The organism is Asaia krungthepensis NRIC 0535 (genome assembly GCF_025995175.1).
Taxonomy (GTDB): Bacteria; Pseudomonadota; Alphaproteobacteria; order Acetobacterales; family Acetobacteraceae; genus Asaia; species Asaia krungthepensis.
The window spans coordinates 140,188-154,122 of record NZ_BAPV01000003.1 but is presented as its reverse complement, the minus strand read 5'-3'; the positions used below and the strand labels follow the sequence as shown (position 1 = coordinate 154,122).

Here is a 13,935-nt window from a genome sequence, read left to right as displayed (position 1 = left end):
TTTGAACCCCCAAGACGACGCGGGGTTTAAGCCTTGGATGTTGGCAATGCCGTCATACATCTCGAGGTCCTTACGTGTCTCAAAGCAGAATTATCCTCACGCTGAATTCCGGCTCGTCGAGCATCAAGTTTGCCCTGTTCGAGGAGCAGGGCGAAGCGGAGCGACTGCTCTCCGGTCTGGTCGAGTATCAATCCGGGGGGGCCGTGCTCACCACACGGACGCCCGACGGCGTCAGCAAGCGCATGGTAATCGAAACCGGCAGCAAGACCGGGAATGCCCATGGAGAGATGATCCGACACGTTCTCAGTTTCGTGGAGTCTCATGAGGCCGGGCGCGACATCGGAGCCGTCGGGCACCGTGTCGTGCATGGCGGTCCCCATTTCGAGGGACCCGCCCGGATCAACGATACGACGCTGGCGCAGCTGGAATCTCTCGTCCCCCTGGCGCCGTTGCATCAGCCCCCCAGCATCGCCCCGATGCGTCTGCTGATGAAGGAGAAGCCTAACCTCCTTCAGGTTGCCTGTTTCGATACCTCGTTCCACCATACCATCCCGACCGTGCGCACGCGGCTTCCGTTACCCGCCGAGCTTCTCGAGGGCGGCGCACGCGTGTACGGGTTCCATGGCCTGTCATACGACTATATCGCCAATGAACTAGAGGCGCGGTTTCCGGCTATTGCCAATAAGCGCGTCCTTGTCGCGCATATTGGGAACGGGGCAAGCCTTTGTGCCCTGATGCATGGGCGCAGCACGGCCACGACCATGGGCCTTACCGTTCTGGACGGGCTCATGATGGGAACGCGATGCGGCACCATCGACCCAGGCGCGGTGCTCTACCTCCTGCAACAAAAGGGGCTTTCTCCCAAGGAAGTGCAGGATGTGCTCTATTACCGTTCGGGACTGCTGGGCGTATCCGGCGTTTCGAGCGACATGCGTACCCTGCGGGAAAATGACGCGGACGAGAACGTGCAGCTTGCGCTGGATATGTTCGTCGAGCGCTTCGTGCAGCAGGCTGGAGGGCTGATCGCCCAGATGGGCGGGCTCGATGCGCTCGTCTTCACGGGAGGGATCGGACAGAACGATGCCACCTTCCGTCAGGCTGTCTGCCAGCGACTCAGATTCCTCGACATCCAGATTTGCGAAGATGCAAATCTTGCAAGCCGACCTGTGATTAGCAGGCGTTCAGGAGGGCCAACAGTGCTGGTTGTCCCTGCGGATGAAGAAAAAACGATCTTCCGACACACAAGAAGAATAATGGAAGGATGTCACATATCATGAGCGAAAAAAATCCGCTAAGCGCCAAGCAAATAGCCCTGTTCGACCAGTGGTGGCAGGCTGCGAACTATCTCTCGGTTGCCCAGATCTACCTGCTCGATAACGCCTTGCTGCGCGAGCCGCTGAAGATCGAGCACGTCAAGCCCCGCCTGCTTGGCCATTTCGGTACCACGCCGGGTCTGACCCTGCTTTATCTGCACCTGAACCGTATTATCAAGGAACGTCAGAAGAGCGTGCTCTTCATCGCGGGTCCCGGCCATGGCGCTCCCGGTGTCGTGGCAGCGACCTATCTGGAAGGCACCTACAGCGAGTACTTCCCCGAGATCTCGCAGGATGTCGAGGGCGTAGGCCGTCTGGTCAAGCAGTTCTCGTTCCCCGGCGGTATTCCCAGCCACGTGGCTGCGACTACCCCTGGCTCCATCCATGAAGGCGGCGAACTCGGCTATTCGATCTCTCACGCCTATGGCGCGGCACTCGACAACCCCGATCTGATCGTCGCCTGCGTGGTTGGCGATGGTGAGGCGGAAACCGGCCCACTCGCGACGTCGTGGCACAGCAACAAGTTCCTCGACCCGCGTAATGACGGTGCCGTGCTCCCGATCCTGCATCTGAATGGATACAAGATCGCCAACCCGACCGTTCTGGCCCGTATTCCTGAGTCCGAGCTGCTCGATCTGTTCCGCGGCTACGGCTACGAACCGATCATCGTCGCAGGGGATGATCGCGACACGGTGCATCAGCTCATGGCCCACGCCATGGATGTCTGCTTCGACAAGATCGCCGAGATCCAGAAGCGCGCTCGTACGGAAAACAATGCCGAGCGTCCCACCTGGCCCATGATCATCATGCGCACCCCCAAGGGCTGGACTGGCCCCAAGGAAGTGGACGGCCAGCGTTGTGAGGGCTATTGGCGCGCTCATCAGGTGCCGCTGACCGATATCGAGAAGCCGGGTCACCTGAAGATTCTCGAAGACTGGATGCGTAGCTACAAGCCCGAGACGCTCTTCGACGAAAACGGTCGCCTTCACGCCGAGATCGCCGCGCTCGCGCCGGAGGGGACGCTGCGTATGAGCGATAACCCGCATGCCAATGGCGGGCAGCTGCGTCGCCCCCTGCGTATGCCGGATATCGAGACCCATGCGCTTGACGTTCCGTCTCCGGGTGCCGTGCAGGGCGAAAGCACCCGTATTCTCGGATCATGGCTGCGTGACGTCATGAAGATGAATCTGGAGAGCCGCAATTTCCGCGTGTTGTCGCCGGATGAAAACAACTCGAACCGTCTTAACGATGTGCTCGAGGTGACCAATCGCGCCTGGGTTGCAGAGACGCTCTCCTATGACGACCATCTGGCGGCAGACGGGCTGGTCATGGAGATCCTGAGCGAGCACACGATCCAGGGCTGGCTTGAAGGGTATCTGCTCACCGGTCGTCACGGTTTCTTCTCGTGCTACGAGGCCTTCGTCCACCTTGTGGACTCGATGGTCAACCAGCACGCGAAGTGGATCAAATCGGCCAAGGAAGTCCAGTGGCGCCGTCCGATCGCCTCGCTGAACTATCTGCTGACCTCGCATGTCTGGCGTCAGGACCATAACGGCTTCAGTCATCAGGATCCGGGGTTCATGGATCACGTGGTGAACAAGAAGGCCGATATCGCCCGCGTGTATCTGCCGCCCGATGCCAACACCCTGCTCTACGTGGCGAAGCACTGCCTCGAGAGCTGGGACCGCATCAATGTAATCGTGGCAGGCAAACAGCCCGAGCATCAGTGGCTTGATATCGATGCCGCCATTGCGCATTGCAGCCAGGGTATCGGCATCTGGCAATGGGCCAGCAACGACAAGGGGTATGACCCTGACCTCGTGATCGCTTCTGCGGGCGACGTACCGACGGTCGAGGCGCTTGCCGCCGTTCAATTGCTGCGCGAACATGCCCCCGATATCAAGGTGCGCTTTGTGAATGTGGTCGACCTGATGACGCTCCAGTCACCGAGCGAGCATCCGCACGGTCTGGACGACGTGACCTTCGACAACCTGTTCACGAAGGACAAGCCGGTTCTGTTTGCTTTCCACGGCTACCCGCAGCTCGTGCATCGCCTGATCTATCGTCGCAGCAACCGGGCGAACTTCCACGTCCATGGTTTCCGCGAGGAAGGGACGACGACCACGCCGTTCGATATGACAGTGCGGAATAACCTGGATCGCTTCCACATCATTCTCAATGCTGTGCGTCGTGTTCCCGCCCTTTCAGGTCATGCGGCCTATGTCACGCAGATGATCAACGACAAGCTCGTCGAGCATAAGCGGTACATCGCGCAATACGGCGAAGACATGCCGGAAATCCGCAACTGGCAGTGGAAAGGTGAAAAGGCCTGATGAAACAGCAGGTTCAACTCGTCCTCGCCGATGTGGATGGAACATTGGTGACGAGGGACAAGATCCTCACACCTCGGGCTATCCGCGCCGTTCAGGCCCTGCGTGAGCGGGGCATACGGTTCGCCATTACGAGCGGTCGTCCGCCACGTGGCATGGCGATGCTGGTTGAACCTCTGGCGATCGATCTGCCGATCGCCGGTTTCAATGGTGGCGTTCTGGTTCATCCGGACTGGAGCGTCATCGAAACCAAGCGTCTGACCCATGACCAGGCAGAGACGGTTCTGAAGCTTATACGCGATCACGGGGCAGACCCCTGGGTTTACACGAGCCATGAATGGATCGTGGGCGATCTGGATGCGCCCCATGTCTCGCGTGAGGAATGGACAGTCAAATTCGCGCCCCGTGCGGACGACGTGACCCGTCATCTGCATGACGTCGTGAAGATCACGGGTGTCAGCGATGATGCCGATCTGATGCAGAAGCTTGAACGGGATCTTCAGGAAGCTCTTGGCAACACGGCCTCGGCTGCCTGCTCACAGCCCTATTATGTCGATGTCACCAATCGCGAGGCGAACAAGGGCGGCGTCGTGACCACGCTCGAAACGCTGTTCGACATCCCGGCCACGGCCATGGTGACCATGGGCGATCAACCGAACGACATGCTGATGTTCGCCAAGAGCGGCATGTCGATTGCGATGGGGCAGGCCAATGACACCGTCAAGGCGGCAGCGACCCATGTTTCGACCTCATGCGAAGAAGAGGGTTTCGCCATCGGTCTTGAACGCTACGTATTGGGGGGCGTTACCGACTGATCCGCCTCAGGATCAGAAAGGACGCCCATGATCGATCTGTATTACTGGCCCACCCCAAACGGCCACAAGATCACACTCTTCCTTGAGGAAGCGGGGCTGGAGTATCGGATCATTCCGGTGAACATCAGCAAAGGCGATCAATTCGCGCCGGATTTCCTCAAGATCTCCCCCAACAACAAGATGCCGGCCATCGTCGATCACGAACCGGCCGATTGTGGTCCGCCGCTCAGTGTTTTCGAATCCGGAGAAATCCTGCTCTATCTCGCCGAGAAGACGGGGCGCTTCCTGCCCGCTGACCCGCGTAGCAAGATTGAAGCATTGGAATGGCTCTTCTGGCAGATGGGCGGTTTCGGACCGATGCTTGGCCAGAACCACCATTTTGCTCTCTATGCGCCAGAGAAGATTCCCTACGCTATCAAGCGGTATCAGGATGAGACCAAACGTCTTTATGGGGTGCTGGAGACGCGGCTGCAGAACAGCCCGTTTGTAACGGGGGCAGAGTACGGCATCGCTGACATGGCGACCTATCCCTGGACTCGTACCTGGAAAGAGCAGGGAATCACGCTCGATGACTTCCCGGCCATCAAGGCCTGGCGTGAGACCATCGAGGCGAGGCCAGCGACGCAGCGTGCACTCGCCAAGGCAGACGCAGTCAGGTCCTGAACTGGGAAAGCGATGGGCGGGATTCCGCCCATCGCCAATCCAGAGCTTCCCGCCGCTGGATCATCGATCCAGACGGGGAGCGGTATTACCAGACGGTGAAGCCACCATCGACGCTGACAATCGAGCCAGTCATGAGGCTGGCGGCATCTGAAGCCAGGAACTGGACCACCGAAGCGACTTCTTCCGGCTGCCCTACACGACCCATAGGCGTTCCATCCACCCAGCGGTCGTAGAGCGCCGGCTTTTGCATGCCAAAACGCGTCAGGGTCGTCTCGATATAGGTCGGTGCAACGGCATTGGCACGAATACCATGAGGCGCCCATTCTGCTGCGAGCGAGCGGATATACTGGTGTACACCGGCCTTCGAGGCGTTATACGCGGCCTGCTCCTGCGGACGGTTCACAATCAGGCCAGACATCGAGCCGATCGCCACGATCGAGCCGGATTTCTGCTGGATCATGATCTTGCCGACAGCCTGGCAGCAGCGGAATACACCGTTCAAATTGACATTGATCTGTTTGAGCCACTGATCCTCCGTCATGTCCTCCGCCTTGACCTCGGAGATGCAAAGACCCGCATTCGCGACCAGAATGTCGAGCTTGCCATGACGCTTCATGATGGTGTCGACAGCCGAGGTCACGCTCGCTTCCGAGGTCACGTCCATGGCGACGCTGCAGGATTTGAAGCCCTGGGCAACCAGCCCCTTTGCCGACTCAGCGGCTTTTTCGCCGTCGAGATCGGCGATCACCACGTGGGCGCCCGCCTCAGCGAGAGCCGTGGCGCAGCAGAGGCCGATATTCTGGGCGCCGCCGGTGATGACGGCCACGCGCCCGTCGAGGCGCAGTTTTTCCATATACATGGTCGAGAACTCTCTAGTTAACCGGCAAGACGGTGGCGCACGAGCTTGGTGAGCGCCATCCCTCTTGCGTCGAAAAGATGACAATTTTCAGCGAGCAGGCGCAGTCCAACGGGTGCATCGACCTCACCGCCATGATCGCCATCGGTCTGCACGATAATGAGCGCCCCATCAGGGAGCGCGACGTGCAGGAGCGTGAGTGCGCCAAGACGTTCAACCATACGGATCGTGCCGGTAATCTCACCCTGCGGGTCGAGCACGATATGCTCGGGCCGAATTCCGAGCGTCATGGCCTCAGCCGAAGCGGTTTCGCCGGGAAGAACCGGCACCGTGACCGGTGCGCCATGGTCGAGCGCCACCACAATCCCGTTTTCGGTCACGCTGCGTACGGTCACAGGCAGGAAGTTCATGGGGGGCGAGCCGATGAATCGTGCAACGAAGAGATTGCGCGGATGGTGATAGAGTTCAAGCGGGGAGCCCACCTGCTCGACGACGCCTTTTTGCAGCACCACAATCTTGTCCGCCATGGTCATGGCCTCGACCTGGTCATGGGTGACATAGATCGTTGTTGCTTTGAGGCGACGATGCAGCGTTGCGAGTTCGACGCGCATCTGCCCACGCAAGGCGGCATCAAGATTGGAGAGTGGCTCGTCGAAAAGGAAGACTTTCGGGTTGCGCACAATGGCGCGTCCGATGGCCACACGCTGTCTCTGCCCACCCGAGAGCTGTCCCGGCTTGTGCTTGAGGTAGGAATCGAGCTGCAACGTTTTTGCGACGTCGTTGATCTTCTGACGACGCTCGGGCTCGGGCATGCCCGCCAGCTTCAGGCCGAATTCCATGTTCTGGTAGACATTCATATGCGGGTAGAGCGCATAGGACTGAAAGACCATGGCGAGCCCGCGCTTCGCGGGCTCGATATCATTGACCCGTTTGCCATCGATCAGGAGATCGCCCGCGGAGATCTCCTCCAGCCCGGCGATCATCCGCAGCAGCGTGGACTTGCCGCAGCCCGAGGGACCGACGAAGACGACAAATTCCTCGTCGTTGATGTCGAGCGAAACACCCTTGATGATTTCTTCGGCGTGATAGGTCTTGCGGATATCGCGCAGTTCAACTTTAGCCATGGGTCACTCCGAAAGAGCGTGTAGGTCCGAAAGAAAGGGTCATTTGACGGCGCCGAAGGTGAGGCCGCGCACAAGTTGCTTCTGGCTGAACCAGCCGAATACCAGGATCGGCGCCACCGCGAGGGTGGAGGCCGCCGAAAGCTTGGCGAAGAAGAGCCCCTCGGGAGAGGAAAAGGACGCAATGAAGCTCGCCAGTGGGGCCGCATTGGAGGACGTCAGGTTCAGCGACCAAAAGGCCTCATTCCAGCACAGGATGAGCGACAAAAGCGCAGTCGAGGCGATACCGGGCAAGGCCAGGGGGAGCAGCACCACGCTGATTTCCTGCCAGCGGTTGGCGCCGTCCATGCGTCCGGCCTCGAGAATGGGCACCGGAACTTCCTTGAAGAAGGTATAGAGCATCCAGACGATGATCGGCAGATTGGTCAGCAGATTGATGATGCCGAGCCCGATGATGGTATCGAGCAGATGGGTGGAGCGTGCGATCAGATACACGGGCACGAGCACACCTACGGGTGGCAGCATGCGGGTCGAGAGCATCCAGAGCAGGGTACCGCGTGTCCGCTTGCCGGGGAAGAACGCCATGGAATAGGCGGCGGGCACACCCAGCAGCAGCGCGCCACCGGTTGCAAAGACCGACATCAGCACCGTATTGAAAGTGAAGTGCCAGTAATTCTCCTGCGCGAAGACATCGTGATAGCTCTGCAGGGTCGGATGGAAGATGAGATGCGGCGGGGTCGAGATGGCATCCATTTCGGTCTTGAACCCCGTCAGGACCATCCAGAAGATAGGAAAGAAGATCCAGAGTGCGACGGCCCAGCCGACGACACCGAGCGCGATCTTGGGGAGAAGCTGCGTTTTCCGGGCCATGATCTCATGCCTCCAGATTGCGGGCGACCGCACGAACGAGGAATGCCGCGATGATGTTGGCGATGATGATTGCGATCACCCCACCCGCCGAGGCACCGCCAATATCGAACTGAAGCAGAGCGCGGGAATAGATCAGGAAGGCGAGATTGGTCGAGGCAACACCCGGTCCGCCAGAGGTGGTGACCGAAATCTCGGCAAACACCGTGAGCAGGTAGATCGTCTCGATCATGATTACGACGGTGATCGCCCGGCTGAGATGCGGCAGGATGATATAACGGAACCGGGCAATCGGCCCCGCACCATCCATACGCGCCGCTTCCTTCTGCTCATGATCGAGCGACTGGACTGCAGTCAGCAGGATCAGCACCGCGAAGGGTAGCCATTCCCAAGCCACGATCATCATGACGGTCTGCATGGGATAATGGGCAAGCCAGTCAATGGGCTGCAGCCCGATAGCCCGCATGAACGCGCTGTACACCCCGTAAATGGGATGAAGCATCAGGTTCTTCCACAGCAATGCCGAGACGGTGGGCATCACGAAGAAGGGTGAGATGACGAGCACGCGGGCGATCCCGCGCCCGAAGAAATCCTGGTCGTAGAGTACAGCGAGCAAGACGCCGCCGCCAACGCTGATCACGAGCACGCCCAGAACGAGCAACACCGTGTTGAGCAGCGCGTAAAGGAAGTCTGGATCGGTCAGCAGATAGACGTAATTGCTGAACCCGGCGAAGCCCTTCAGCGTGGGGTCGACCAGATTATAGTTCTGGAACGAATACCAGAGTGTCAGGACAAGGGGGATCAGAGACCAGATGAGCAGAATGATCACAGCGGGGGAGAGAAAAACTCCCGCACCTGATTTGCGCTTCACCCGTTCCGGCGTGGCAATGACAGCTTCCATAGTCAAGCTCCACGAGCGAAACATCGCCCGTCCTGGCTGTGAAGGAAAACGTTAGTAAGACAAGGTCGGCATTCCGAGGCGTAGCCCCTTCAGTTGCGGTTCAGGACGGCAGCGCCCGAACCGCAATACTTGCTCAATCGGCAAGGGCCTCACGCATGATGGCCCGATGATGAAGCTGTTCCTTGAGCATGGCCTGGAATACCGAGAATTTGGCTGCGTGATAGCGCGCTGTGCGTGGATCGGGCGCAACCTCGGAGCCGACGCGGGTCATCTGGGACATAGCGGCGCGCATATCGTCATAGGCGCCCCCCGCAACCGCACCGAGAATGGCTGAGCCAAGCAACACGGCGTCCGGTTCCTGAGGCAGCATGATACGGCACCCCGTGGCATTGGCGTGTTCGCGCAGGAAGACCGGGTTCTTGGTACCACCGCCTGTGGCGAAGATGGTGTCGATGGCATAGCCCTTGGCGTTGAGCGCGCGGATGATATCGCGTGTGCCATAGGCAAGCGCCTGGATCGTGCCGAGATAGAGCTTGGCCAGATCATCGAAGGTGGCGGAGAGGCTCAACCCGCTCACCATGCCGCGCAGTGTCGGGTCAGCGTGGGGCGAGCGGTTGCCGTGAAAATCGGGCTGAACATGGAACTCGGCGGTCAGTGAGCCGGGCAGGGCGCCCTGCTCGAGTTCCGCCAGGCGCTCGTTCAGCAATTCATAGACGGTGCGTCCCTCTCCCTTGGCCTTCTCCGCCAGGACAGGACCATAGGCGTGAGTTGAAATCACGAAATCGACGAGGGAGCCGACGGCGGATTGTCCGGCCTCATTCAGCCAGGTTCCGGGGATCATGGCTTCGGAATAGGGGCCCCAGATTCCGTCCACATAGCGGGCATCGCGCGATACGGCCATGTGGCAGCTCGAGGTGCCACCAATCAGGGCTAGGCTGCGATCAAGGGCCGCGTCGTCGACAGTCTCGCCGGAGGCGGAGCCGATCACGCCGATTCCGCCGGCATGGGCGTCGATCGCGGAAACGCCGACCGGAATACCCGCGGCAAGACCCAGTTCCTGCGCGGCGGTCTCGCTCAGACCGTTGCCGACGGTCTGGCCGAGCGGCAATACGGTCTGGCCGATACGTTGGTAGTTTTCGGCAACGAGATCACCCAGGCCGATGGCCTCGAAATAGGCTGGGTCCCACCCCTTGACGTGCGCGAGATAGGCCCATTTGCATACGGTTGAGCAGCAGCTGCGGGAGTCCGATCCTGTAGCGCGCCACGTCAGATAGTCGGGCAGGTCGAAGAAGTATCCCGCCTTGGCGAAGGTATCGGGCATGTTCCGCTTGAGCCAGAGCAGCTTCGGCGTTTCCATTTCAGGCGAGATGGTTCCGCCTACGAAGCGTAGCACCTCATACTGCCCAGCATTGATTTCATCGGCTTCCTTCATCGCGCGATGATCTGCCCAGAGAATGATGTCCTGCTCAGCCTCTCCATTGGGATCGACCGAGAGGGGCTTGCCCTCACGGTCGAGCACGACCAGAGAGCAGGTGGCGTCAAAGCCAATCCCTCGCACCGTCACGTCGCCCTGCTCAAGCTCTGCCATGGCGGTACGAACGCTCTTGCAGATTGCGGCCCAGATATCGGTCGATGATTGCTGGATGAAATCGGCTTGGGGGCGCCAGGTCTTGGTGGTTGTCACACAGGAAGCGAGCTTTTGCCCGTTAAGGGTAAACACGCCGGCGCGTGCGCTGCCTGTACCGACATCGACGCCAATCACAACTTCCATGGGGACCCATCCAAACTCTTACGAATTCGTCATATTCCCACTCAGCTTCTGGGATGCAATTCACCAATGCGTGTGATCTGTCTCAATCTGTATGAGATTTCCAACAAAAAAACCCGGCATCTTGGGATGCCGGGTTTTGCTTGTTTTTGGTCAGGGGCGGAGGGTCAGAAATTGACCCCGGCCTGCACGAACACGTTACGGCCCATGAAGAGGTTGCCGTACTGATAAACATTGCTGTTCGTGGCACCATCAACGACATAGGGGGGCTTCTTGTCGAACAGGTTGCGCACGCCTGTCTGGAAGTTCCAGCGGTTCATCTGATAAGCCAGCGTGATGTCATGCGTGAAGATGCCCGGCGTCTTGTAACGGCCCACGGTGCCTTTCACGAGGTCCTGAGACTGGTTGTTCCAGACCATGCCGCCCGTATAGCTCATCATGTAGATGAAGCTGAAATCGTCATGGCGCCATGTTGCCGTCGCGTAGTTACGCACGCGGGGCTGGCCCGTGCTGTTGTTGTACAGCAGGCGGCCATCATAATTGTACCACTGACCACCCGGCACATATTGCTGCTGGAAGCTGACCAGCTGCTGGAAATTGTTGCTCAGGTTCAGGCGATCATGCCGTGTGATACGGAAGGTATAGTCCAGATCGAAGTCGATACCGCTCGTATGCAGGCCGCCAAGGTTTTCATACATGGCGGTGGCAGTCTGGATCTGCTGGGTCTGGGCGTTACGTACGATTGCCGAGCAATAACCAGTGTTTGCGCCGGTATAGCACTGATCAAGCAGATACTGCGTCCCGATGACGCTGATCATGTTTTTGAGCGTGTAGTGCCAGTACTCAACCGAGAGCGAGAGGCCCGGCACCCAGTGCGGCGTCAGCACCGTACCGAATGTGTAGGTGCGACCCGTCTCGGGCTTGACCTGGGCATTGCCGCCCTGAAGGGTTGGCACCTGTGCTGAATTGCGCATCTCAAACCCTGGGCCGATGCCCTGGCGAGCGCATGTGGCGACCACCGTCGCGGAAGACGCACCATAGCTGCCCATCTGCGAGCAGGGATCATAGGCGGTTTCATAGCTCAGCTGCTGACCACCGAAGAGCTCGAAGATGTTGGGCTGGCGATAGGACGTGCCCAGGGTTCCGCGGAAGCGGATATCGCGGTTCGGTGCCCAGTTGATCGCGACCTTCCAGTTCTTTGCTGAACCAAAGGTGTTGTAGGACGAATAACGGCCCTGAGCGTCGATCGTCAGATCCTTGGCAAGGAAGGCATTCTTCAGCAGGTTCAGCTTGCCTTCAAGATAGCCTTCGGAAACGTTGAAGCCACCACCGGTATAGGCTTGGGTGTTCGTCAGCGTGAGACCCTGTGCCACCAGCGGGTCGGGGCTGTCGCTCATCTGCTCGCTGCGGTGCTCCATGCCGAGGGCGATACCGAGCTCGCCACCGTTCTTCCAGGGCATCGAAACGACGTGGTTGTTATGCACACGGAAGTTGGTATCGCGGAACTGATACTGGATGTTTTCGGCTGTTGTGTAGTTGGTGTAGGCAGCGCCCTGCGGCGTCAGCTTGCCAAACGGTGAGGAGAGCTCACAGCCTGCCGATGCCTGACATACACTCGGATCATAAACAAGGCTGGTGTCCGGGTTGCCAGGTTCGGTTGCGCGCAGACCCCAGGTGTTGAGCAGGTTGGCATAGTTGCCGATGTTCAGGCTGCGGACGTTCTCACGGTTTACACCATAGGTGTAGGATGCATCATACATCCACCCATGGGTGATCTCGCCCTTTGCACCGAACATGCCGGTCACTGTGTCTGAGGCGCGCTCATAACGGCGGGGGCCCCATTCACCCATGCGGCGATAGACGGTTGTGTCCTCACCGAACGGGTTGCCGGGATAATCGCCGGGAACGACGACCGCGCCGGGAAGGGTGCTCGGCGGGATCGAGCCGGACATGGGCTCGGGCGCCATGAAGCTGTTCGTCGTGCGGTGGCTGTAAAGCACGTTCGCATAGACTGTCAGGTGCTTGTTCACATCGTAATGTGCATCACCGGAAAGCGATGAGTCCTGATAGTTGTTGGTCAGGCTGGAATCGCGATTGAAGGGGTAGCGATCTGCCTTGGTGAACGGCACGACCGTCTGGCCATTGTCATGGGTCGTGTAGCCCTTGCCATTGCCGCTATCGGGATAGAATACGCCGTTCGTGCTATAGGAGGAGCCGTAGGTCGGCTGGCCTGAAACCGGGTTTGTCAGCGCCACGGGGTTTGCCCAGGCGCGGTTGCGCTGCATCACGCCGGTCGAGGTCAGGTACTGACCGAACAGGGTGATGTTGCCCTTGCCGTGGTCGAAGTTCCAGCCCTTGAACGCTGAGAGCATACCCTCGGGCGCGTCGCCATATTGCGAAATGCTGCCGCGCATCGTGATGTTGCCGGTGTTCACGTCGTGACGCATCTTGATGTTGATGACGCCCGACACGGCATCGGCGCCGTAGAGTTCCGAACCGCCATCCTTCAGGATTTCCACGCCAGCCACCTGCTGCAGTGGAATGGCGTTGAGATCGACGCAGTTCGAGTTGCCATTGATGGTTGTGCGCTTGCCGTCGATCAGCACGAGAACGCGGTTGGTGCCCAGGTTGCGCAGATCGGTACAGGATACACCGCCGCCGCCATTGGTGACAGCGTTCGTCGTGGCACTGGAGCCTACGGAAGGCAGACGGGCGAAGAAGTCACCAAGGTTGTTCACGCCGGTCTGGGCGATCTGCTTTGCCGTAATGATCTGCACCGGATTGGCGTTCGCATTGCGCGACGTGCTGAGGGCTGAGCCTACGACCGTGATGCTCTCATTCCCGGCCGGAACGGGGCCTGACAGGCTCACGAGTGTGTTGCCTCGCGCGTTGATGGAGACCGGTGTTGATGCTGGAGCGACGGCCGGCGAAGTCGTGCTTGCGGTGCTGGTCATGCGCTTGCCGGCGCTCTTATGCGCTGCCTTGTGATGGGCGGAGCTGATTGCCTTGGCAGGCTTGCTCGTCGTTTCGGCGACAGCCGGCAAACTGGCGCCGGTAAGGATTGTCGCGCCGAGGAGCAGCGAGGTGCGGCAAAGACGCGTGCGTGTAATGGCCATCGGACACTTTCGCGAAAGGAAATGGAGGCGGAAGGATCTCCGCAATTGCTGCCGAGATGGCACATCGTGATTGAGGGTTTCAATCTCGTAATGTGACGTCACCCTCCGTAATTGTGACAATTTGATTGCGATGTGTTCCTGATGCAACAGCCAGTTTCTTGCGCGGCGATATAAAAATTTAAAAA

Annotated in this window: 10 protein-coding genes; 4 read left to right on the top strand and 6 right to left on the bottom strand. The window is 59.3% G+C overall.

Annotated elements, in window-relative coordinates; genetic code table 11:
• The first annotated feature begins 74 nt into the window (after nucleotides 1-74).
• From AA0535_RS01990 to AA0535_RS01975, 4 genes are read left to right on the top strand one after another with little or no spacing between them, the layout of a single operon-like run.
• Entirely contained in the window at nucleotides 75-1,277 is a 1,203-nt protein-coding gene (locus AA0535_RS01990; RefSeq protein WP_264814229.1) for an acetate/propionate family kinase, read from the top strand.
• Nucleotides 1,274-3,646: a phosphoketolase family protein gene (locus tag AA0535_RS01985; RefSeq protein WP_264814228.1), complete on the top strand. Its 2,373-nt coding sequence runs from the start codon at nucleotides 1,274-1,276 to the stop codon at nucleotides 3,644-3,646. The genes AA0535_RS01990 and AA0535_RS01985 overlap by 4 nt, the downstream gene beginning before the upstream one ends.
• Nucleotides 3,646-4,458 (top strand): Cof-type HAD-IIB family hydrolase, encoded by an 813-nt coding sequence (locus tag AA0535_RS01980; protein ID WP_264814227.1) that lies wholly within the window; start codon nucleotides 3,646-3,648, stop codon nucleotides 4,456-4,458. Before AA0535_RS01985 ends, AA0535_RS01980 begins: the two co-directional genes overlap by 1 nt.
• 27 nt (nucleotides 4,459-4,485) lie before the next feature.
• Complete coding sequence (locus tag AA0535_RS01975; protein ID WP_264814226.1) at nucleotides 4,486-5,121, top strand: glutathione binding-like protein; 636 nt, start codon at nucleotides 4,486-4,488, stop codon at nucleotides 5,119-5,121.
• An 85-nt stretch (nucleotides 5,122-5,206) separates the two neighbouring features.
• Here AA0535_RS01975 and AA0535_RS01970 read toward each other — a convergent pair whose 3' ends face one another.
• The 6 genes from AA0535_RS01970 to AA0535_RS01945 all read right to left on the bottom strand — a co-directional run bounded on the left by AA0535_RS01970 (nucleotide 5,207) and on the right by AA0535_RS01945 (nucleotide 13,750).
• Nucleotides 5,207-5,980 (bottom strand): SDR family NAD(P)-dependent oxidoreductase, encoded by a 774-nt coding sequence (locus AA0535_RS01970; RefSeq protein WP_264814225.1) that lies wholly within the window; start codon nucleotides 5,978-5,980, stop codon nucleotides 5,207-5,209.
• A gap of 17 nt (nucleotides 5,981-5,997) precedes the next feature.
• Entirely contained in the window at nucleotides 5,998-7,101 is a 1,104-nt protein-coding gene (locus tag AA0535_RS01965) for an ABC transporter ATP-binding protein (RefSeq protein ID WP_264814224.1), read from the bottom strand.
• A 39-nt stretch (nucleotides 7,102-7,140) separates the two neighbouring features.
• Complete coding sequence (locus tag AA0535_RS01960) at nucleotides 7,141-7,968, bottom strand: carbohydrate ABC transporter permease (RefSeq protein ID WP_264814223.1); 828 nt, start codon at nucleotides 7,966-7,968, stop codon at nucleotides 7,141-7,143.
• Between the two features lie 4 nt (nucleotides 7,969-7,972).
• Complete coding sequence (locus AA0535_RS01955) at nucleotides 7,973-8,866, bottom strand: carbohydrate ABC transporter permease (protein ID WP_264814222.1); 894 nt, start codon at nucleotides 8,864-8,866, stop codon at nucleotides 7,973-7,975.
• A 133-nt stretch (nucleotides 8,867-8,999) separates the two neighbouring features.
• Nucleotides 9,000-10,637: an FGGY-family carbohydrate kinase gene (locus AA0535_RS01950; protein WP_264814221.1), complete on the bottom strand. Its 1,638-nt coding sequence runs from the start codon at nucleotides 10,635-10,637 to the stop codon at nucleotides 9,000-9,002.
• Nucleotides 10,638-10,801: 164 nt separating this feature from the next.
• Nucleotides 10,802-13,750: a TonB-dependent receptor domain-containing protein gene (locus tag AA0535_RS01945; protein WP_264814220.1), complete on the bottom strand. Its 2,949-nt coding sequence runs from the start codon at nucleotides 13,748-13,750 to the stop codon at nucleotides 10,802-10,804.
• Between the last annotated feature and the right edge of the window lie 185 nt (nucleotides 13,751-13,935).